This window comes from Niallia sp. CD-39, assembly GCF_059874745.1.
Genome location: NZ_JCBCPS010000002.1, coordinates 203,636 through 226,450 on the forward strand (window position 1 = coordinate 203,636; position 22,815 = coordinate 226,450).

Genomic DNA, 22,815 nt, shown 5'->3' on the forward strand with positions numbered 1-22,815 from the left:
CGATTAATTGTCACTATTCGTAAATATATACTCCTAAAATTTCTCTATTATCTAAAACAGATTTTAAAGAATATTGTTATATTGAAATTTTGTTTTTCGGAATGAAAAAAGAAACCCTTCACCCGAGAGGACTTCTATTAAACGATAAGATTTTTACATTGATCGGGATTTTACTTCTTTATATGACGAAAAGCAAAAATACCAGTAATCCAAAATCCTGCAAGCAAAACCGTCATAACAATCAGTACTGGCAACGCGCCGAATTGAATGATGAAAGGTACGGAGGCTGAAGTAACTAGTCCTCCACCAACAAGAGGCTCGAACAGGATTTGTTTATATCCAAATCCATTTAGTGCAGGTGACTTTTTCTCAGAATCAACAATTTGGATAAGCAGAATGCCTGTTGCAGCAACACCTGATGCTTGACCAAAATCACCTATCCCACGCTCAAACCAATATTCCGGAATCATCCTAGGAGCTAGATAAAGGAAAAGAACTAAATTAATTACAATTCCTGCAACTGCAAGGATGATAAATGGTACTAGATTTTCACCAATGGCCTGCAAACTCAAGGATGCCATTGCACTAATAATTAAAAAATCAAGGGCGACACCTTGAATGCGGTTAATGGTTTTGCGGTCAATGAGTTTATATTTATCGAAGTGGTTAAATGCAAATTGCAACAGAATGCCTCCGACCATTGCAAATGGGAACAATGGAATGTATTCAAATAAATATAGATCATATGCACTTCCATATGTTAGATCCTCTAGCCAAACGAGTGTTTCTAGTAGAATAAATCCTATAAAAATTGCGATAGCAATTAGCCCTATATGAAGAGAAAAAGATTCAATGGAAATAGAGGAAGTCGTCGTTGTTGCTGCTGACGAACGATCTTCATCCTTTACAATTCCAGTTCGTTGTTCGATCGAGATATCATCCGGATGACTTAATGTTTCAGATTTCCCTTTTCTCGCTGCCCAATTAATGAGAATCATACCAATAATGACACCAGATAATATTCCGACAGTGGCTAAACCAATAGCTAAATCATAGCCTTCTTCAAAACCTAAATCGGTAAAGGTATTTTGTAATCCAGCTGCTGTGCCGTGTCCCCCGACAAAGCTAATTTCGATTAATGCACCAGCGGCGGGATTTAAGTCGAAGAAAGGCGTTAAAATGGTCATCGTTAGTAAGATCCCAACTACATAATAGGCCCAAGTTATGGTATAGCCTAGCATAGTCTGAGGCCCACCATGTTCCCAAATCTTCTTTAGATTTGGAAGTACGAATCCAATAAATAAACATGCGAAAACAATATTAATCAGTAGACCTGGGAGATCGGCCCAAACTTCCACCATTTCTTTAGTAAAAATACCAGTTGCAAGTCTGCTATCTTCATCGAAAAACAGGCCGAAAATTTCTGGTCCTAGAAGGAGAGCAAGAAAGCCCCCGATTAATGAAGTAGGTAGAAATAATTTTTGTAGAAAAGTAAATTGTAGTCGAATCCATTTGCCGATTACAAGTAAGATCGCAAGAATAAGGATTGAAAATCCTATAGACTCCAATGACAAAAAGAAGACCCCCTTATTTTTTTGCTATTATTTACATACCTTCTTTTCCCCTCATAAAACACTTTTTCTAAAAAGTATAAGTAGTTTCATACGTTGTGATAACGGGCATTTAAGTGTATAAGCTTCCTCCCTGCGGGAACGCTATGTAGAGCAAAGAATCGGAAGAAAAAGAGGAGTTAATGAGGATGAAAGAAATAGAAAAACAAAAATTCGGAGCCGTATTTTATTGGTCTGTAGGCATCCTATGTCTATTAATCGTGTTTGGAGTAGTTGCTCCAGATGCAATGGAGCAGTTTACTTCTGAAATCCAATCATTCGTTACGTCTAGCTTTGGCTGGTACTATCTCATTATTGTTACAGTTTTTGTTTGTGTATGTTTGTTCTTAATTGTTAGTCCGTATGGGAGATTAAGACTAGGAAAAGCCGATGAGAAACCTGAATACAGCTACCCAACATGGTTTGCACTTCTATTTAGTGCAGGAATGGGGACAGGGTTGTTGTTTTGGGGTACAGCTGAGCCAATTAATCATTTTGCTATATCATCTCCTACAGGAGAAACAGGCACAAATCAAGCCGCTATGGATGCGTTAAGGTATGTATTTTTCCACTGGGGCATACATGGATGGAGTATTTATGTCATCATTGCTTTATGTATAGCTTTTTTTAATTATCGCAGAAATGGAGACGGTTCGATTAGTTCGACGTTGTCTCCACTAATGAATACAAACGGCTTTAGAGGAAAAGTTATTGATATTATCGGGATTCTAGCAACAATCACAGGAATTGCTACAACGCTAGGATTTGGTGCTTCACAAATAAATGGCGGGATCTCCTACGTTTGGGGTGTCCCTAATAGTTTTCTTATCCAATTGATCATTATTGCAGTTATTACAGTAATCTATCTTCTATCTGCCACAACAGGCATTAATAAAGGAATCAGAATTTTAAGCAATGTGAATATGATTCTCGCGCTTATATTGCTAATGTTTTTTATCATATTTGGTTCGACACTATATTCACTCAATTTATTTACTGACACAATCGGAAAGTATATTCAACGATTACCTGAAATGAGCTTTCGAATTGCACCTAAGGGTGAAGAAAGTAGACAATGGATTAATGATTGGACAATCTTTTATTGGGCATGGTGGATGGCGTGGTCTCCCTATGTTGGAAGCTTTATCGCCAGAGTATCTAGAGGTAGGACAATCCGAGAATTTACAGTAGGTGTTCTCATTGTCCCTACCTTAGTGACCTTCATTTGGTTTGCGTTTCTTGGCGGTACAGCCATTGATTTAGAAATGCAAGGAGTCGCAAATTTAGCAGTATTAGAAACGGAGAAAATGCTTTTTGGTGTTTTGGAAGTATTGCCACTAAGCTTATTTACATCCATTTTAGCGATCATTTTAATCACGATTTTCTTTATCACATCAGGTGATTCAGCAACGGTCGTACTTGGAATGCAAGCTGTTAAAGGTGTTATGAATCCCTCTGTTCGTAATAAGCTTATTTGGGGATTTTTATTGTCAGCAACTGCAACTGTTCTACTGTATTCAGGAGGCCTTCAGGCACTTCAAAATACGATGATTATTGCTGCATTCCCATTTTCCTTTGTCATGGTTTTGATGACAATTTCATTAATCAAGGAGCTGCGTCAAGTTCGGTTAGAAATGGAGCTCGCAGGAGCAACAAAAGAGAAACTACTATCAAAGCGAATGCAAAAGCAATTGATTAAGCTAGAGTTAAAAGAAGAAAAACGTTGGATTGATGAAAAACGAAAAGAGGAAAAGAAGCAGGCAGAGAAAGAGAAAAAAGAAAAGCTTCGAAAACTAAAAAAAGAAGAGTGAAAAATCTTTATTATTCGACTGTAGACAAACACTGTTTCTTGTCTATGGTCTTTTTCTTGTGTAGGAATAATGACAATTCAATGCTGAAAAAGTAAAAAGTATGATACCCTTCAAAAACGAAAAATAGGATTTTGGTACTATACTTAGGCATAAGTTACTAATTTCTTATTTGTTATTTTTAAACTAATATTAACAATAAATAGATATTTATTAGAGAGAGGGGTTTAATTATGAGGCATCACGATCCGTATGATACACAGAGAGTACATAAAGTGAACGTTGTATTAACAATAGCACTCGTTTTTTTAGTAATTGTTCCAATTGTAATTGAAAGAGGCTTTATGGACACAATTTATAACGTGATCGCAGGGGCGACGGTTTTAATCTTAGCAGTCATCAATTATTTCTTGCGAATTAATCCATATGTAAAAGGATTTATTTTTGCGTTGTTGCCTAACCTAATTGTTACAGTGTTATTTTATATAGAAGGGTTTGCGTTAAATAAGCATTATTTACTTATTTTTACAATTGCAATGGTAGGGCTATATTTTAAAAAAGAAGTTATTATATCGTTCGCAGTATTAGTTAACTTATTACTTATTGGCACGTTTTTTATAATTCCACAGAATTTGCTAGGAGTTTCTGCAGATAACTGGAGTCAATTTATTACAGTCATCTTTGTCATCAATAGTGTGTTCCTTGTATTATTCTTTTTAGCAAAATGGGGTAGAGCAATCATAGAAGAAGCGTATGAGAAAGAGCTTCAAACAGAAACGCTATTAAATCAATTAAAACAAACTTTTAACTCTGTGGAGGAAGGGTCTGTTTCATTAGAAGGTAATTCTAATCATCTAAAGGTAAATATTGAAACAATTCATGATTCTAGCAAGCATATTTTAGACGCCGTTCAGCAAATGTCAGACAGTATACAAGAAGAGGCAAATAGCTTAGGTATTGTGAATGAAGCGATGTCAGCATCGGTGCAGAAGACTAGAGAAACGACTGAAATCTCAAGAAGAATTATCGATCAATCACAGGTCATGAATGACAAGGTTCAAGAAGGTTGGGAAAAGGTTAAGCTTGCAAATGGGCATATATCAACTGTCCAATCAGCAATTACGACAACAAATGAAACAGTGACCGACTTACAGGATAGTTTAGAAAGAGTGAATCAATTATTAGCAGGCATTCGTCAAATTGCTGAACAAACAAATTTACTCGCATTGAATGCTGCAATTGAATCTGCGCGTGCGGGTGAGCACGGTAAAGGATTTGCTGTAGTTGCTGATGAAGTGAGAAAACTGGCTGAGCAAAGTGCAAATATTACGATTACAATAACTGAAGTAACAGAAACGTTGTTTAATAAATCCAAAGAAGCAAAGATCAGGGCTGTGGAAGGTGAAAAGTCAGCAACAGAGGGGCAAGTTCTACTAAATGAAGTGGCTGCGTATTTTACAGATTTACGCCAATCTTATGAAGGAACAACAGTTGAGTTAACAAAGGGGATGAAGGAAATCTCTGCCGCTGCTGAGCAATATGAATCGATCCAAGAGCAAATCGAAAATATTGCCAATATTTCTGAAGAAAACGCAGCATCAACTGAAGAAATTGTTGCCACATTAGATGAAGAGCATGAATTAATTTCATCCATAAATGAAGCTGTTTACGAAATGAATGACTTAAGTAAGAAGCTAAAGAATTTAATCCAAAGAGAAGAGTAAAGGAGAGAGCTACCAAACAATAGGTAGCTCTCTTTTTGGTATAATGAAGGAAGTGTATAGTTGAACTGAGGGATTTTCATGGAGATTTTCTTGTTTATGCTTATTGTCTTCTTTGCATCTGCATTGCAGGCGAGTACAGGCTTTGGCTTCTCTATTGTGGCAACACCGTTTTTATTGCTTCTTTTCATGCCGATTGAGGCCATTCAAGTTAACATGATTTTGTCCTTTGTAATCTCAATTGTTTTTGTTCGAGCATTGAGGGAGGATTTGGATCTAGCTTTGCTAAAAAAATTAACGTTCGGGAGTATAGTAGGATTACCTCTTGGGTTGTATGTTTTTCTCGTTATGGATGCGAATCAAATAAAATTTGCCCTTGGTGTGTTTTTAATTATGCTCACTGTCCTGTTACTCTTTAACATTACTGTGAAACGTTCAAAAGCTGGAGATTATATTGTTGGTAGCCTAGCAGGTGGATTAACCACAAGCATCGGCATGCCAGGGCCACCACTTTTGCTCTATTTTGCAGGAGCGAAATTGTCAAAGCAAACCGTAAGGAGCACAACGCTTGTTTTTTATTTATTTGTTTACCCTTTTAGCTTATTAATTCAAATAGTATCAGCTGGAACAAGTGTGTTCATTTGGACTCATGCAATCCTAGCGTTACCAGTATTGCTGTCAGGTATATACGCAGGAAAGCTATTATTTGTAAAAATGAATCAAACAGTATTTCAGTGGGTTACATATATTATTTTACTTGTTACAGGAGTATATCTTCTCATTGATGCACTTATTTAAGGATAAGTACACTTAGAAGTTTTGTTACTCTTATGCACTTCCAGTTCACAGGTGCTATTGCCTTTACCCAATAACCCGTGATGAAAACCGTATTAGCCATCTTGGCATTTTCGACGTCGATAAGCAGGAACTATTTACCTTAGTTACTCTGAGTGGAGCTGACGTGTTGCCTGCTAGAAGGTATTCGGTTGAATAGATAAATTGAAGGTTTTCAGGCTGTTGACAAGCTTTCGCAGTATCACAGAGAAACCCTTTCCCCAACCATGTGTTCTATTCAGATCTTCACTCGATTAAACTTAGTCTGACAAGCGTTTTCAAGACATTATGAGTTTTTTTCATTTGTAAAAAACACCTTGAAATATATGAAAGACAAAGACGAAGATCGACTTTGTCTTTCATATTTTTGACTAATCGAAACATTACTTTTCTTAATGATGAACTTTAAAATGCCCCACCGCCAATTTTAACTGCTGAGCCATCTCTGATAAAGATGAAGAAGCAATGGAGATTTCTTCAATTGAAGATAGTTGTTCGTTAGTTGCAAATGATACTTGTTGTGAATTGGCTGCAGCTGTTTGTCCGATCTCATAGATATATTTCATTGCAAGAACGACTTCATCTGCACCCGCTGACATTTGCTGCACTTCTGAAGAGACGAGATAAATTTGTTTATTCACCTTTTCAACCGTTTCTTCTATCGATTCAAATGAATACCCAGCATTTTTAATTACAGATATTCCTGTTGTTACTTCTTGTGTTGCCGCTTTCATAAACTTCGTTGAATGTGCAGTTTCGGTTTGAATATCAGTCACCAGTGTTTGTATTTCTTTTGCAGAATCAGCTGTTTGTTCTGATAGTTTCCGTACTTCATCAGCAACTACGGCAAACCCTTTTCCATGCTCCCCTGCTCGAGCCGCTTCGATGGATGCATTTAATGCTAAGAGGTTCGTTCGTGATGAAATATCAGTAATCAAATGGATAATGTCATTGATTTGTTGTGAGCGCTCATGTAGATGATGAATGGTTTTACTTAATTGTTGAACAGTCCTATCAATTGACTTCATTTGGAATACGGCTGATTCAATTTTTGATCTCCCATCTGCTGTTTTCTGAGAGGCGTCAATTGCAGAGCTGGAAACATTTTGTGAATGATCTGCAATCGTTTGGATGCCTTTAGCCATATCATCGATCGTCATCGAAATAGTCTCTACGCTTTTAAACTGCTCATCAACTCCCGCAGCAACTTCTTGAATAGAAGCGGTGATTTTCCTAGATGATTCACTAGATTCGTTCGAGTTAGATGATAAGGCATCTGCAGTATGCAAAACAGTCCTTGCATTATCATCAACATGATGTATGATTTCTCGTAAATGCTTTGTCATCATGTTAAATGCCTTTGTCAGTTCCATTAATTCATCCTTTGATTTAGTATGAAGTACCTCCCCAGTTAGATCTCCATTCGCAATTTGTTTAGCAGCTGTTGTAATTTTAATTATCGGTTTTGAAATGACCTCTCCCATATAAAAAGTGATAATGATTCCTAATAGTATAGAGAAGATACTGAGACCAAGAACAATGGATTTGATCGTTTCTACTTTCTCATTTGTTTCAATTGATGCAGCGTCAAAAATGGACTGCTGATAGTCGCTTAATTCAGCAGCTTTAGCGCTAAAGCGTTCAACAATATCACGTCCTTCACCAGCAATTAAGTTGGAGTAAAGTTCAACATGATCGCCCTCTTGAAGATTAATCGCTTCATTTGTAAACACCATATGCTCCATTTCAATTGCATCGAGCTCATGTAAGAGTTTTAGTCCTACTGGATCTTCGATTAATTCTGAAAGTGTACGACTTAACAGGTGATAGCTAGAAACTGCTTCTTTATAATTCTGTAAGGCATCATCTTGATGCAATAACAAATATTCTCTAAAATAGGATTGCTCCGTTTTTGCAATGATCTCTAATTCCTTCATCATCGCTAATTCGTTAGCATGCTTGTGGTTGAGCTCTTGGTAGGTTTCATTGATCTTTGTAATTTGGCTATTAGAAATGACAGCAATTAAGATTAAAATAAGAAAAAATGTAGCAAAACTACCAAATAATTTCTTACGAATGGTTACTCTCATATTTCATCCATCCCCTTTTAGATAGTTAGTCATAGATAATGGGTTTAATTGGGATTAATCATATACTTTGCACTATAAAGATATACTATATAAGGGTATATGTATGTGACATTTATCACTATCTTGTCAATATATTGTTAATTAAAGGAAATTAATAAAGGGGCTTATAAAGCTTTTTCTATAGATTTAATAGGATGAATGAACTAGATTGACAGAGAATGAATGTTATTGTAGTCTAATAATAGAATTGATAATTGAATAATGCCTCACTTTTTCTTAGTGGGGTAGAGGTGCGGTTTTTATTAGTTCTAAGTTGAACGTTGAGGCGTGATGAGGCTTAGGAGAAGGAAAAATCGCCGAAGTGTGTGTATCCCTCAAGATATACATGCTGGGTCTGCATTGAATAGTTGCAGGACTGTCTCAGGAGACAATTTGTTTACCTGAGTTGTGCTATCTCATTTATTGGGAAAAGTAGAGGATTTAGGCTAACTATAATAATAGAGACCTGAGTTCATCTCAGGTCTCTTTTGTTATAGTTGTTTTCTTATTATTCGATCAATTCGGTGTATTTATTGTATGAAATGATCATAACAAACATAATATGTAATGAAACTAAGGGGGAGAAAAAAAGATGAAAAAGAATGTACGAGCATTTCTCATGTTAGCGCTTGCGTCACTATTATTTTTAGCAGCTTGTGGTTCGAATGATGCTGGTAATGGTGGTTCTGGAGATGAAAAAGATACGTTTGTAGTAGGACTTGAAGCAGCTTATGCTCCTTTTAACTGGACACAAATGGATGATGCTAATGGAGCGGTAAAGATTGACGGTACTCCAGAATTCGCTGGTGGGTATGATGTTGAAATTGCAAAGAAAATTGCCGATGGGCTAGGAAAAGAGCTAGTTGTTAAGAAAATTGAATGGGACGGGTTGCTGCCAGCATTACAATCTGGAACGATAGATGCGATCATTGCTGGAATGTCACCGACCGAAGAGCGTAAAGAATCAATTGATTTTACGACAAACTATTACAATTCTGATCTAGTGATGGTCGTGAAAAAAGGTGGAGACTATGAAGGTGCAACAACTTTAGCTGATTTCAACGGTGCAAAAGTTACCGCTCAATTAAACACTTTCCACTATTCGGTTATCGATCAAGTTGAAGGAGTCACTAAACAGCCAGCGATGGATAACTTTCCAGCGATGCGTGTTGCTTTAGAGTCTGGTGTCATTGATGGTTATGTATCGGAGCGCCCAGAAGGAGTAAGCGCATCGTCAGCAAATGATAACTTCGCGATGATTGAGTTTACAGATGGATTTGAAGCGTCAGAGGAAGATACAGCGATTGCAGTTGGGGTTGTGAAAGACTATGACCTCACAGAAAAAATCAATGAAATTATTGATGGCATTCCACAAGAAGAGCGCATAAAGCTTATGGATGATGCCATTATAAATCAACCAGCTACAAACTAATAAATAATAAAGCCGACTGCATCATATGATGCAGTCGGCTTTCAAACCAATTAATAGAAGCTCCTGCTATAATAGCAGGGATCGCTTGGAGGATTTAACATGACATTAGAAGTGATACTTCGAATCATTGAAACCTACTGGCCAATGTTTTTACGAGGTGCCGGAATAACATTATTACTTGCTATAGTTGGTACGCTGATTGGTGCACTAATAGGACTTGCAGCTGGAGTGATTCGTACAATTCCAATGCCAGAACAAGGACCTAAGAAATGGCTATTAAAAGTAACAAACTTTTTCTTGTCCATTTATATAGAGTTTTTCAGAGGTACACCAATGATCGTACAAGCTATGGTCATTTTCTATGGAACAGCCGCATTATTTGGTTACCAGATGAACTTTATATTCGCGGGGATTTTAATTGTTTCCATTAATACAGGTGCCTATATGGCTGAGATCGTCCGTGGGGGAATCATCTCTGTTGATAATGGTCAATATGAAGCTGCACAGGCAATAGGGATGAACCATATGAAAACGATGACCAACATCGTACTGCCTCAGGTTGTCAGAAATATATTACCTGCCACTGGGAACCAATTCATTATTAATATTAAAGATACCGCCGTCCTAAGTGTCATTTCTGTATCCGAATTATTCTATTCAGCGAGAACAGTTGCTGGGGCAAACTTCGTCTTTTTTGAGGTGTTCTTTATCGTCAGCATCATTTATCTCGTTATGACTTATTCTGTGACATTATTGTTACGCCATTTAGAGAAGCGTTTAGATGGACCTGATCATTATCAGAAGGTCGGCCACCATCCACAACAAGTGGAAATAACACCTAAAAACTAGAAAGGAGAAGTGAAGATGAAGGGCTTAATTGAGATTCAAAACTTACGAAAATCATTTGGAGACCATGAAGTGTTAAAAGATATTCACTTTTCCGTGCAAAAAGGTGAAGTAGTAACAATCATCGGTTCGTCTGGGTCAGGAAAGTCGACGTTATTGCGTTGTATTAATCTATTAGAAAAACCGTCTGGTGGGAAGATTATTTATAAAGATGAGAACATACTAGACAACAAGCATGATATACATTCGTACCGCACTCATTTAGGAATGGTGTTTCAACAATTTAACTTATTTAATAATTTAAATGTGTTAGGCAATTGTGTTGTCGGGCAAATGAAGGTTTTAAAGCGCTCTAAGGAAGAGGCTGAAAAGACAGCGTTGAATTATTTAAAGGTTGTTGGGATGGATGCGTATATTCATGCAAAACCTCGCCAATTATCAGGTGGCCAGAAGCAGCGTGTTGCGATTGCTCGAGCACTTTCAATGGAGCCAGATGTGCTTCTTTTTGACGAACCAACGTCAGCGCTTGACCCTGAAATGGTAGGGGAAGTATTAAAAGTTATGAAAGAGCTAGCAGGCTCTGGCTTAACGATGTTAATTGTAACGCATGAAATGGAATTCGCCCGTGAAGTATCTGATCGTGTTGTGTTTATGGATAAGGGTGTCATTGCAGAGGAAGGTCCACCAGAACAAATCTTTAAAGCACCGAAGCAAGAACGTACGAAAGAGTTTCTAAAGCGTACGCTAAAAGACCCAATACAACTATAAAAACAAGGCACTCCTAATCAGTGGAGTGCCTTTTAATTGAAATAAATAGACTAGTGAACAATATATGATCTAGCAAAATAAATGTGCAAATTCTACTTTTATTTGGGTTATTCTATCTTATCAATAAGCTAACCGTACCTTATGAATGATAAACTAAATAGTATGACAAAGACAAAGAAGGATGATTACAAATGGAGAAATTGATTGAGGAAAGAAGGGGCGGTTATTTAGAAAATATCCATATTGGCATGATTTGTGGGGTAGACGATCACTTAACTGTCACACATCAAGTAGGAGATGCGGATCATTCAACGTTTTACCGGTCAGCGGCAAAGCCAATTCAAGCTATTCCATTGTTCATGACGAGTGTTATAGAGAAGTATGGTCTTACGACAAAGGAGGCTGCCCTTTCTTGTGCCTCTCATCGTGGAGAAGAAGAGCACATCGATGCATTGCATTCTTTAATTTTAAAATTAAAGCTAGACGAGTCAGCCTTGTTTTGTTCAGAGGCGTATCCACTAAACCAACAACCACGTGAGGAAATGATTCGAAAAGGTTTATCGAAACGGAAGCTCTATCACAACTGCTCAGGCAAGCATTTAGGGTTTTTAGCAGTTTGTCGTGAAAAGGGTTACCCAACTGAAGGCTATTGGGAAATGAATCATCCTTTACAGCAAGAGATATTGCGAGTGCTTTCCATTCTATCAGATGTCCCTATTGAAGATATAAAAATAGGAATTGATGGATGTGGTGTACCAGTGCACTCCATTCCATTAAAAAATATGGCGATTTCCTATTTGCGATTGGCTTGTCCTGAACTAATTGAAGATGAATCTATTCGTAATGCTGTGATTAAGCTATCAAAAACGATGAATGATGCGAACACTATAATCGCTTCTGAGCACTTCATCTGCTCTGTCCTATTGGAGGATGAAAATATTGTTGCAAAAGGGGGAGCGCAAGGAGTATATGGTTTTGGGTTAAGAAAGGAGCGTCAAGCATTTGTCTTAAAGGTTCTGAATGGATCAGAAGATGTTTGGCCACAAATTGTTGCTTCTATCTTAGAACAAATCAACTATGAAAACAAAGGGACAATTGAAAAATTACGTGCTTTAAGACCATCAATTGTTAAAAATGATGCTGGAATCATCGTTGGCAAAATTCATGAGGTCTTTGACATTAAAAGGAGCAAAGGCCAATGATCCTTGAAGTGATAGCGGACACGTTAGAGGATGCGATTAAAGCTGAACGAGCTGGAGCAAATCGTATTGAGTTAATAAGCGCTGTTCATGAGGGCGGCCTTACCCCAAGTTATGGGTTAATTGAAGCCGTGTGTAGCGCGATTAACATTCCTGTCCATGTTATGATTCGTCCGCATAGTAGAACCTTTCATTACTCAGTGTCTGAGTTGGAAATGATGACTAAAGATATTAGGATATGTAAACAACTCGGAGCTAGTGGTGTTGTTTGGGGAGCGTTAAATGAGGAAAACGAAGTTGACCAAGGCGCAGTTGAAAAGTTATTAAATGCATCATCGAATCTAGCTGTTACATTTCATCGTGCCTTTGATGAGGTGGAGAATCAACTTAATGCGCTTCGAACTTTAGATGGAATTGTTGAGATTCAAACGATTTTAACCTCAGGTGGAAAGAGAACGGCGGTAGAAGGAAAAGGGAATATTCTTCAATTTATACAAGCTTCTTTACAAACAACAATCATGCCTGGAGCTGGTTTAACTCTCGATAACCTTGAGGGTTTCCTAGCAGGCTTACAGGTGAATGCCCTACATATTGGCTCAGCCATTCGGGAAGGTAATAACCTTTCAAATTCTATTGACCCTCGAAAATTAAAGAAAGTATTAGCACTCATAAAGTGCGATTGAAAGTTCAAAACGAAGAGCCTTGCAACATTAAACGCTGCATGGCTCTTTAGAAAATGTAAGTAAATGTTAGAACGATATTCTTTGTAATGATTCGGATTGAATGCTATAGGCGATCATTTGCGTATTCTTTGTGCCACAGGTAAGTTAGGTAAAAAAGAACCTGCCTCTATATATCTGTTCCAACTAGGAATTCTCTTTTTTGTAATTCCCCATATATCCTTACTAATGGTCGTTCCACTTCCCTGGCTTCGCTGTATAAGTCCATTCGATTCTAGTTCGTCATAAGCTGCTACGACAGTACTTCTATTCACATTAAGTTCTTTAGCTAGTCCCCTCTCAGAGGGTAGTTTTTTATCCGAAGGGAATGTACCATCAGCAATTCCGTTATCAATATAATCAGCAATTTGTTTGTAATCTGGTTTTTTTGATTTACGATCAATTTTCCAAGCCATTTGCTCCAATTCTTTTCATTTAAATTCAATTTATAATCTGGTGCTTGAGTAAGAATCATCACATAGGTTATGTAAAGAAGTTTATTTTACCATAGATAAATAGTGAATGATTTTCCAATCATTATAAAAAAGAACACCTCCAATTATTAGATGTGTCTAACAATTGGGGTGCAGTTCAAATAGAAAGGTGTACTTTCTTTTTATTGTGCAAATCCTTTTACTAGATTTTTTTCTTTCCAAACAAGTGTGATGCCTAGTCCTATTAGGAGAACAATGCCTGCAAAGATATATGGATAATGAATATTCACGTCAAATAGGATGCCTCCGACAGCAGGTCCGACAATGTTCCCTAAACTCGTGTACGTGGAGTTCATTCCAGCGACAAATCCTTGTTCCTTGCCAGCTGCCCTCGACAAGAATGTTGTGAGCGCTGGTCTTAGTAAGTCAAATGCTAGGAAGATAAGACAGGTGACTGCAAGAATCATCAAGTACCCAGACATAACCGTAGATGCAAACGCCATAAGCGCACCAACAATCAAGCAAAGTTGAATGAGGCGTTTTTCTCCAAAAAGATCAACGAGCTTTCCAAATAAGAATACTTGAAAAACAACACCAAAGATGGAGCTTATCGTAATGATCCAAGCAATGTCTCTATGTGTGAAGCCGAACTTATCGTCAGCGAACAAACTAAATACTGTTTCATATGCGGCTAAACCGAACGCAAGAACGAAAACGATAAAAAAGGCGATAAAAAACACGGGATTGAGCGAGCGTTTTAGGTCCATAAAGAAATTTGATTTTGCCTTGCTGACAGAGAGTTCCTGTAGTTCTTCTTTTGATAGCGGTTCTTTTAAGACGAATATAGAGAAAATACATGCGATAAAGGCAATGATGGCAGCGAAGAAAAATGGAGCGCGTACGCCAAGTTCCGCTACAAATCCACCAATCCCTGGACCAATAATGAAGCCTGTGCTAATCGCTGCAGAAACATACCCCATCGCTCTTGGGCGGTCCTCCATTGTTGTGATATCTGCAACATATGCGGTAACCCCTGGCATGATAAAGGCAGCGCTAATTCCACCTAAAATACGAGACAAGTAAAGCATATATACATTTGTACCAAGGCCGAAAATCAATTCAGATAAACCGAATAAGAATAGCCCAGTAATGATGATTTTCTTTCTTCCAAATTGGTCAACCCATCTACCTGAAATCGGAGACATGATTAATTGAGAAACGGCAAAAGCCGCAACTAAATATCCCATGGTGCTTCCCGATAGGTCCATCAAATGCATGAAGGATGGCATGATAGGAATAATGAGGCCAATTCCTAAAAAAGCAATAAAAATATTGCTTAATAAAATCAGAATAACACCTTTTTGTTGATTTAATGGTTTTTTCATTTTCTTTCCCTCTCTATTCTGACATTCTAATGATGTGAAATTCCTCTCCAATAGACAGCCCATGAAGCTTCAAGCTTATCTGACAGGCGCTTTTCGTCATTTCCATAAACGAGCTCGAGCATAATTGTATCTACAATTCCTGAAAAAGCCAGCGTAGGAATCGATGGATCTTCTCCGACAATGGCATCTGATTCTATCCAGTTGCTGAATTGCTCCTCTAGTACAGATTGAACTTTTCCTTCAATTTCTAGTACATCCTTCTCGATTTCCTTTACCATATGTGCTGGTGGGAAGAAGGACATACGCAACCAAAACTTCATTAGCTCATTTGTTTGAAATAAGCTCACAACCATTAATAAAAAGCCATATAGGCTTTCTTTAGGATCGTCATTGGCTAGTTGTTTGAAGTAGTCTATTTTTGCAGTGAGCTCTTGCTCTCTAGCGTCCTTTAAAACTTGTAAAAACAAATCATCTTTACCTTTGAAATGTGCATACAAAGACTGTTTCTTCATGCCAACGTCTTCTGCTATTTGGGAAAGAGACGCACCTTCGTAGCCGTGAATCGTAAAATACTTTAGGGCGGCGTCTTTAATTTCTGTGCTCTTCATTCCATCACTCCATTTTTTAACGAACGTTCGTCAGTTATTGTAGCAGAAGAGGATTCAAAAAAGCAAGATGTAAGTTTCAGGAATATCCCAATAAAAAAGGATTGACGGGCAAGAAGTAAACTTGCTATTATTGTCTCGAAAAGCATATGACCAAACTCACAATCTGTGAGAGGTGAAATTTTGTAGAGCGTGACTCTGTTTCATTCACCCATTGCCTATATATATGGCGATGGGTGTTTTATATTTTATAGAGATAAAAAAGAGGTGTTTTTATGAATAAATTAAAATTTTCATTGCTTGTCTTACTTGGAGGGATTAGCTACGGGCTACTTTCAACAGTAATGAAACTTGGTTTTATAGATGGATATACAGTTGCCCAGTTGTTAGGTGGCCAGTATGTATTTGGTTGGATTGGGTTATTAATCGTCGTCCTTTTGTTTTCACGTAAGAAGGTTGGATTTAAATCTGTTGGAATACTTATGCTTGTAGGAACAACGATGAGCATGACAGGAGTCACGTATACAATCGCGGTTGCAGAAATGTCAGCATCCGTTGCCGTCGTGTTTTTATTCCAATTTGCTTGGATCGGAATTATCATTGAAGCGATAGCGAACCGGACGATGCCATCAAGAGAGAAAATCATTTCTGGTGTGATTCTCTTTGCAGGATCGCTTTTAGCTGGTGGTGTATTTGAAGGGGTATTGAGTGATTTTTCACTAAAAGGGATTATATTCGGTTTGTTAGCGGCCTTTTTCTTTGCGCTTTATATTTTTGTGAGTAGCCGAGTTGCGACAGAGTTACCAGCCTTTACAAGAAGTTTTCTCCTAACGTCGGGTGCGCTCATAGTTGCAAGCTTCGTATATCCACCAGTTTTCTTATTTGATGGTTCACTAGCAAGCGGATTATGGCCATATGCGCTATTTTTAGGGCTCTTCGGAGTCGTAATCCCAACGATTTGCTTTACAGTAGGTACACCGAAGATTGGAGCAGGAATAAGCACAATCTTAAGTTCAGTCGAATTACCAACAGCGATGATCGCATCGATCCTCCTATTGCAAGAGAAAGTGACCATTGGACAATGGGTTGGTGTCATAATTGTTGTCATTGGTATCTGTTTACCGCAGGTTTTAAGAGTGCGAAAAGAAAAGCGGATGTATGGGCAAAGTGTTGCATAAAAAAAGGAGAAAGCGATTTGCTTTCTCCTTTTTGACTGCCCGACAAAAACTCTCATACGTTGTATTTCATGTCTAGCTAAAGGGAGCCATTGTCTTGAAGTTACACAAGCCAAAGCATTACAAAAATCAAGATTGCCTACAGTCAACTTGTGCTTAAGCCACACACGACTTGGGTTATACCGATGTCGCCACATGAATGTGGCACTATCTTCGTTCCTTTATGACGGGAACCTCGCTTTTCTTATAGTGATTCTCGTATGATTCTCTTGTAGTAGAGAACAGAAAGAATCCCGAAGGTTGAATAGAGCAATGTATAAAAGACCATAACAATAATTAGCGGTGTCCAAAGCTCTGTACCAAAGAAGAACCACCCTGATTTCACGGCAAAATAGCTATGCAACAGTCCGATGAGGAGCGGGATACCAAAATTGAAAAGCTGCTTTTTCTGGACTCCTTTTAACAGGTCCCATTCTGAATAGCCTAGTTTTCGTAAAATCGTGTAGTTTGGCTTTTCATCTTCCGCTTCATCCATTTGTTTGAAGTAAAGAATGCACCCTGAGGTTATAAGGAATGTAAGGCCAAGAAAGCCAACAGCAAACATTGTTAATCCCATCATCTTTTTCATTGAATCAACAAGGTCAAAACGTGAATGGTTAATACTCTTCTCATAAAAAGGCATTTCATGAAATAAGATGTTCGCTTCTTTATAATCCCGCTCATGTAAGATATCAATGCCTATAAAAGAATCAGAAGGTTGTCCAGCATCTTTCATCTGATTAAAAAGTTCCTCATGGATAATCAAAATTGGGAACTGTCCACCCATCATTGATGGGAGAATCGCTTCGTTTACTTCCCCAATAAAGGACAATTCATATTCACTCTTTGATCCATTTACTTTAAATGCTTTTGGCTTATTAGTAAAAGAGATTACTTGTGAAAAAGCCCGATTAGGCTTATTAAACTTCGCTTCATTCACGCCCAGTTCCAAGCCATCAACAGCAGTATGGGGAACGACCGGTGTATCAATATCACTAATGTCTTCATAGAAAAACTCGGAATCCGTATTTAACACATTTGTTAAATCTACCTTTACATATAAGAGGTCTTTTTGGATCTTTTCATATTCAATTCCGTTTTCGTCTAGTGCTTGATGAAATTGATCTGCATTCTCCTCCGTGCTCAATAGAAAGTGCGTCGGATAAGACTGAACGCTATCCTTTTCAATTGAATAATATGAGATATAGCTAAGTGAGAGAAACCCAATTGCTAGTGCAGAAGCCGTTGTAATGATCGTTAAAAGAATAGAATTCGTTTTCATTCTAAACATAATTGATGATAAAGATACAACATCACTGACATGTAAATAGCCATTCTTCTGTTTGCGAATCAAATTGAATATAAACCGAACTGATCCTTTATAGAATAGGTAGGTTCCGATAATGACGCTACCTAAAATGAGGAGCATATTCGCCAATAATGCGCCTGCCTCTGAAATATCTCCACTAAATAATCGGGTCGATAAATAATATCCATATGCGATTAAACAGATTCCAAGTATACCGATTAAAACTTCTAAAAAGGTAATATCTCGCGCACGACTATCTGTACTTGAATTAGCACGGAACAAGTTTAAGATGGTTTGTTTTTTAATGTAAAACAGATTTGCTGCCATCATTAATGCAAAAAAGACAACGAACACAATAATTGTTTGAATGAAAGCCTCTTTTGAGAAGTTTAATGAAGCAACTTCATCTACCTCAGTGACTTTAATTAAAATCATCATCAGTAGCTTAGAGAAGGAAAAACCAGCAAATACGCCTACTAATAATGACCCAAAGTAAAGAAGGGCATTTTCAATCATGTAAATCCGAAAGATATGACCCTTGGTCATTCCGATCAATTGATAAAGACCAATCTCTTTACTTCTCCTTTTAATGAACAAACTGTTTGCGTATAAAAGAAACACGGACACGATGGCAACAAGTAAAACGGATGCGGCCTTTAATCCAGCCTCTCCTTTGATCGATCCTTCAACCATATCCATTGAAGGATCATACTGCAAGGTAACAAAAGAAAAATAAAGAGCAGCACTAAACGTTAGTGCAAAAATGTATAAATAATAGTTCTTGATGTTCTTCTTTAAGCTTTGATAAATGAGGCGGTGGATGCTCATTCCGTAACGCCTCCTAAAACCCCTTGAGTGCGCATGATGTCTTTGAAGAATGCTTGCCTTTCCTGCTCGCCTTTCGTTAGCTGTGTATAGATTCTGCCATCTTTAATGAAGATGACACGATTGGAGTAGCTAGCAGCAACCGGGTCATGTGTGACCATGACAATCGTTGCCTTTCTTTTTACATTTAAATCACTAAGTTTCTTCAAAAGATCTGCCGCTGTTTTCGAATCAAGTGCTCCTGTCGGCTCATCTGCGAAAATGATGCTCGGCTCATGAATGAAGGCACGTGCTGCTGAAGTCCGTTGCTTTTGCCCACCAGAAATCTCATTCGGGTACTTATCTTGTATGTCAAGAATGCCTAGCTCGTTTGCCACCATTTGAAAGAGGTGCTGTGCGGCTTTCTTTGTCACACCCGAAATTGAGAGTGGCAAGAGAATATTTTCTTTTACCGTTAATGTATCAAGTAAGTTATAATCTTGAAAAATAAAGCCAAGATTTGTTTTGCGGAACTGAGCTAATTCCTTGTTCTTTAGATTGGTGATTTCGTTTTCATTTATTTGAATAGATCCAGAAGTCACATGGTCAATCGATGATAAGCAATTTAATAACGTTGTTTTTCCTGATCCTGATGCCCCCATAATACTGACGAATTCAGCTTTTTCTATTTGTAAATCGATGCCCTTTAATACTTCCTGACGATTAAATTTATTTCCATAACTTTTATGGAGTTTTTGTGCGACTAAGATGGTCATTGTATTCACATCCCTATTTTATGATTTGAAAAGCTTCTAGTTCAATTATAGGAGGGTCGTTTTTGGATTGCCTTCCATTGAACGAACAAAACGAAAAGAACATGTGACACTTTTGTCACATGCTTGTGGCGAACTCATCAAAATCGTTTTTTTCTGGAAAAGTTAGTTCAATCGTGGTACCTTCTCCATAAGTAGAATGAAGTTCTAGTTGAATATGGAGTGGTGCCAATGCTTTCTTGACCAAATATAATCCCATTCCTGTTGAAGCTTCATTCGCATGTGTGCTAGTTGACGTAAACCCTTTATCAAAGATTCTCGGTAAGTCTTGTCTAGTAATTCCAATTCCAAAATCACGTATAATCAGACATACTTTCCCATTTCGAAGCTCACTTCGAATAAGGATCTCACTATCATGGCTATATTTAATCGCATTTGAAAGAATCTGCCGCAAAATAAAGGAAAGCCATTTGGCGTCTGTCAGGACATGATATGCTGATAATTCAAAACCAAAACCTATCCCTTTTTGAACGCACCAGCCACGCAATCCTTTTATTTCTTGGATAAGAATGGTTTCTACATTCGTTTCTTCTATGTATAAGTCATTTTCTATAAAGGACATACGCTTCTGATGGAGTTGTTGATCAAGCAATAAGTGAATGCGAAGCCATTCATATGAGAAAGCTTCACGTTGTTCACGGTTTAATTGTTCAATCATTAATTTCATTGTTGTCAAAGGTGTCTTCACTTCATGAATCCATGCTAGCATTTCATCTTTTTCTTGTTCAATTGTTCTTTGATGGAAGTTGATTCTTTTCTTATAGTAATCATTTTGTAAAAGAATGGCATCTTTAATGATCTTTTCATATGGTCGAGTAGCTAGAATTGATGGCATTTCGTCAAGGTCATTTTCTCTATTCTTAAGCTGAGCATAAAAAGTCGCTTCTTTATGATATCGATAAAATAAAAACAAAAAGAATAAGATTGAGTTCAGTAAAATAACGTACAATACTGAACTAACAGAAAGGTTTGGGTCCAGAAAGCCGATAAAGAGAAGGTTGGTATGACAGAAGATAAAAAAGAAAATCCAACTGCCTTTTTCGATTAAGTATGACAGCATATCCTATTCACCATCATCTTTCAATACATATCCATGACCAATTTTTGTTTCAATTCGTTTATCGAGGTCGATTTCTTCTAGCTTTTTCCGTAACCTATTTACATTCACTGTCAACGTGTTGTCGCTTATGAAACGCTCATCATCCCAAAGCCGATTGATTAAAGTGTCTCTCGTTACAATTTTATTTTTATGTTGTAGTAAAATCTTTAAAATATACAGTTCATTTTTCGTTAATTCAATCGCTTTTCCTTGTCTGTTGACGATGCCTTTATCGTAATCGATCGTTGCGTTCATCCATGCTTTGAATGAGGCTTCCTCCATGCTGTAATTATAGACACGTCTAAGAATCGCTTGTATCTTCGCAATGAGAACATCAAAGTGAAACGGTTTCTGGACGAAGTCATCTGCACCTAATTGCATCGACATCACCATGTCAGTTGGATGGTCACGGGAGGAAAGAAAGATGATCGGTACGTTTGAGTGGGTACGAATCATCCTACACCAGTGAAAGCCATCGTATTTAGGGAGCTGGATATCAATGATGACAAGAGATGGTTTTATACTAGAAAAGGTAGACATCACATTTGAAAAATCTTGTACACCGTGTACTTCATAATCCCATTGTTCTAATCGAGATTTAATTTCTTGAAAGAGTGTTACGTCATCCTCGATGAAAAGAATTTTAAACATTTATTTTCCCTTCCCCTACATTGATCACTTGTCCTTATTGTAAAGGAAATTGTTTCTATTTGCGAATCAACGATTCAATTGAACAATGTTTACATCAGCATTTCTTTTATTGAGGATGAGGTCTGTTACAATCTTTGAACCAACCATATTGAAGATCGTTCCGTTACCGCCATAACCGAGCATATAGTATACATTATGCTCAGTAGGGCTTTTTCCAAAGTAGGGAAGACCATCAATCGATTCTCCAAAGATGCCACTCCAGCTATATTCAATCTCGATTTGTATGTCAGGAAAAAGCTGCTCAATCATTTGCCTCAGCTTCTCGGCTCTCATTTCAATAAATTCAGGCTGATGATCGAGCATGGGTGATTCTTCATCAAGTCCTCCAACGATGATCCGATGATCCATTGTTGTTCTGGCATAGAGATATGGTCGTTTTGTTTCCCAAATTAACATCCTTTTATGCCAGGTCGTTAAATCAGTAACTGGTTTCGTCACAATAGCAAAGGAGCGATTGCGGTTAAATCGTTTTCCTGTTAAGTAAGGTGAGCTCGTATATCCGGTAGCAAATACAAGATGTTTTGCGTGTATCACTCCTTGCGAGGTTGTAATATCTATGATGTCATTCCTTTGTTTTAATTCAATAAAGGTTGTGAAATTGAATAAGTGAACATTCTCCAGTCCACTCAACTGATGAAAGATACCGGTATTCAATAAATAAGGGTTCACTTCAGCATCGCCTGAAATAATTAGGGCAGCTTCTTTTGAAAAAGGAAACATGCTTTCAATGGTGTTTTTATGTAAAAAAGTGACATCAAAACCATTGTTGGTCAAAGCAGAATATTCTCTTTTTAGCCTTTTGACATGTGAAGGTTCACTTGCAAAATAAAAACTATCACGATTCGTAAATTGTGTATCAACTTCTAATGTATCTGCAATTTGTTCTAGTTGCGAGATGGCTTCCTTACATAACTTATAGAAGCGCACTGCTTTCTTTTTACCAATCTGTTTAATTAGTTCACAGAGCATAATATCATTCGAATATTGAAGCAATCCCGTACTTGCCATGGTGCTTCCGCTTCCAAAGGATTGTTGTTCAATAACGGCGATTGACACTCCTTCTTTTGCTAGTGCATAAGAGAGTAGTGCTCCAGACATACCTCCCCCAACAATGACTACATCGTAATGATGATGAGTCTTCCATTTACTCACATGAATAGGTACTTCTCCTGTAGTTCTCCAATAGAGATTGCCTTTATGTAAATGCATCGTTGGAATCCTCCAAGCATTCTTTTTCATTATCGTTTCCACAAGTCTTTAAAAAGAAACAATCGATAGTAAAAAGTACGGGAGACAAGTATAAGAAGGGAACCTCAAGAAATCCTGAAAGCTGTAGTTCTTTGGCTTAAGGCGCC

The 22,815-nt window shown here is 37.6% G+C and carries 18 protein-coding genes, 1 pseudogene and 1 riboswitch; of the genes and pseudogenes, 9 read left to right on the forward strand and 10 right to left on the reverse strand.

Annotated elements, in window-relative coordinates; genetic code table 11:
- Positions 1-170: 170 nt before the first annotated feature.
- Entirely contained in the window at positions 171-1,574 is a 1,404-nt protein-coding gene (locus tag AC6F34_RS07325) for a sodium/glutamate symporter (RefSeq protein ID WP_500770553.1), read from the reverse strand.
- Positions 1,575-1,759: 185 nt separating this feature from the next.
- On the opposite strand from AC6F34_RS07325, the gene AC6F34_RS07330 reads away from it, so the two are divergent.
- The 3 genes from AC6F34_RS07330 to AC6F34_RS07340 all read left to right on the forward strand — a co-directional run bounded on the left by AC6F34_RS07330 (position 1,760) and on the right by AC6F34_RS07340 (position 5,937).
- Positions 1,760-3,421 carry a BCCT family transporter gene (locus AC6F34_RS07330; protein ID WP_500770555.1) on the forward strand — a complete coding sequence of 554 codons (1,662 nt, stop codon included), beginning with the start codon at positions 1,760-1,762 and terminating at the stop codon, positions 3,419-3,421.
- A 230-nt stretch (positions 3,422-3,651) separates the two neighbouring features.
- On the forward strand, positions 3,652-5,142 hold the full coding sequence (locus tag AC6F34_RS07335) for a methyl-accepting chemotaxis protein (RefSeq protein ID WP_500770557.1): 1,491 nt from the start codon (positions 3,652-3,654) through the stop codon (positions 5,140-5,142).
- 78 nt (positions 5,143-5,220) lie between these two features.
- Positions 5,221-5,937 (forward strand): sulfite exporter TauE/SafE family protein, encoded by a 717-nt coding sequence (locus AC6F34_RS07340; RefSeq protein WP_500770559.1) that lies wholly within the window; start codon positions 5,221-5,223, stop codon positions 5,935-5,937.
- A gap of 428 nt (positions 5,938-6,365) precedes the next feature.
- Here the strand turns inward: AC6F34_RS07340 and AC6F34_RS07345 are convergent, their stop codons facing one another.
- The gene (locus tag AC6F34_RS07345; RefSeq protein ID WP_500770561.1) at positions 6,366-8,063 is read right to left on the reverse strand and encodes a methyl-accepting chemotaxis protein; all 1,698 of its coding nucleotides are present in this window, start codon (positions 8,061-8,063) and stop codon (positions 6,366-6,368) included.
- 277 nt (positions 8,064-8,340) lie between these two features.
- A riboswitch (Lysine riboswitch) is annotated at positions 8,341-8,524 on the forward strand.
- Between the two features lie 170 nt (positions 8,525-8,694).
- On the opposite strand from AC6F34_RS07345, the gene AC6F34_RS07350 reads away from it, so the two are divergent.
- The 5 genes from AC6F34_RS07350 (at position 8,695) to AC6F34_RS07370 (ending at position 13,030) form a co-directional block, all read left to right on the forward strand.
- Complete coding sequence (locus AC6F34_RS07350; RefSeq protein ID WP_500770563.1) at positions 8,695-9,534, forward strand: transporter substrate-binding domain-containing protein; 840 nt, start codon at positions 8,695-8,697, stop codon at positions 9,532-9,534.
- Positions 9,535-9,633: 99 nt separating this feature from the next.
- Positions 9,634-10,383: an amino acid ABC transporter permease gene (locus AC6F34_RS07355; protein WP_500770565.1), complete on the forward strand. Its 750-nt coding sequence runs from the start codon at positions 9,634-9,636 to the stop codon at positions 10,381-10,383.
- 15 nt (positions 10,384-10,398) lie between these two features.
- On the forward strand, positions 10,399-11,148 hold the full coding sequence (locus tag AC6F34_RS07360) for an amino acid ABC transporter ATP-binding protein (protein WP_500770567.1): 750 nt from the start codon (positions 10,399-10,401) through the stop codon (positions 11,146-11,148).
- Positions 11,149-11,339: 191 nt separating this feature from the next.
- Positions 11,340-12,350, forward strand: coding sequence for an asparaginase (locus AC6F34_RS07365; protein WP_500770569.1), 1,011 nt, complete (start codon positions 11,340-11,342; stop codon positions 12,348-12,350).
- Entirely contained in the window at positions 12,347-13,030 is a 684-nt protein-coding gene (locus tag AC6F34_RS07370; protein ID WP_500770571.1) for a copper homeostasis protein CutC, read from the forward strand. Before AC6F34_RS07365 ends, AC6F34_RS07370 begins: the two co-directional genes overlap by 4 nt.
- 119 nt (positions 13,031-13,149) lie before the next feature.
- Here the strand turns inward: AC6F34_RS07370 and AC6F34_RS07375 are convergent.
- The 3 genes and pseudogenes from AC6F34_RS07375 to AC6F34_RS07385 all read right to left on the reverse strand — a co-directional run.
- Positions 13,150-13,482: pseudogene (locus tag AC6F34_RS07375) on the reverse strand (GntR family transcriptional regulator); the annotation flags it as partial.
- A 200-nt stretch (positions 13,483-13,682) separates the two neighbouring features.
- The gene (locus AC6F34_RS07380) at positions 13,683-14,885 is read right to left on the reverse strand and encodes an MFS transporter (RefSeq protein WP_500770573.1); all 1,203 of its coding nucleotides are present in this window, start codon (positions 14,883-14,885) and stop codon (positions 13,683-13,685) included.
- Between the two features lie 26 nt (positions 14,886-14,911).
- On the reverse strand, positions 14,912-15,493 hold the full coding sequence (locus AC6F34_RS07385; protein ID WP_500770575.1) for a TetR/AcrR family transcriptional regulator: 582 nt from the start codon (positions 15,491-15,493) through the stop codon (positions 14,912-14,914).
- A gap of 272 nt (positions 15,494-15,765) precedes the next feature.
- Here AC6F34_RS07385 and AC6F34_RS07390 point away from each other — a divergent pair, with 272 nt between their 5' ends.
- Positions 15,766-16,668, forward strand: a complete 903-nt coding sequence (locus AC6F34_RS07390; RefSeq protein WP_500770577.1) for an EamA family transporter — start codon at positions 15,766-15,768, stop codon at positions 16,666-16,668.
- 241 nt (positions 16,669-16,909) lie between these two features.
- On the opposite strand, the gene AC6F34_RS07395 is transcribed toward AC6F34_RS07390, so the two are convergent.
- The 5 genes from AC6F34_RS07395 to AC6F34_RS07415 form a co-directional block, all read right to left on the reverse strand.
- A complete protein-coding gene (locus tag AC6F34_RS07395; RefSeq protein ID WP_500770579.1) occupies positions 16,910-18,841 on the reverse strand; it encodes an FtsX-like permease family protein in 1,932 nt (643 codons plus the stop codon).
- Positions 18,838-19,593 carry an ABC transporter ATP-binding protein gene (locus tag AC6F34_RS07400; protein ID WP_500770581.1) on the reverse strand — a complete coding sequence of 252 codons (756 nt, stop codon included), beginning with the start codon at positions 19,591-19,593 and terminating at the stop codon, positions 18,838-18,840. The genes AC6F34_RS07395 and AC6F34_RS07400 overlap by 4 nt, the downstream gene beginning before the upstream one ends.
- 115 nt (positions 19,594-19,708) lie before the next feature.
- Entirely contained in the window at positions 19,709-20,710 is a 1,002-nt protein-coding gene (locus tag AC6F34_RS07405; protein WP_500770583.1) for a sensor histidine kinase, read from the reverse strand.
- A 3-nt stretch (positions 20,711-20,713) separates the two neighbouring features.
- Positions 20,714-21,400, reverse strand: a complete 687-nt coding sequence (locus AC6F34_RS07410; protein ID WP_500770585.1) for a response regulator transcription factor — start codon at positions 21,398-21,400, stop codon at positions 20,714-20,716.
- A gap of 66 nt (positions 21,401-21,466) precedes the next feature.
- The gene (locus AC6F34_RS07415; protein ID WP_500770587.1) at positions 21,467-22,669 is read right to left on the reverse strand and encodes an NAD(P)/FAD-dependent oxidoreductase; all 1,203 of its coding nucleotides are present in this window, start codon (positions 22,667-22,669) and stop codon (positions 21,467-21,469) included.
- Positions 22,670-22,815 lie beyond the last annotated feature (146 nt).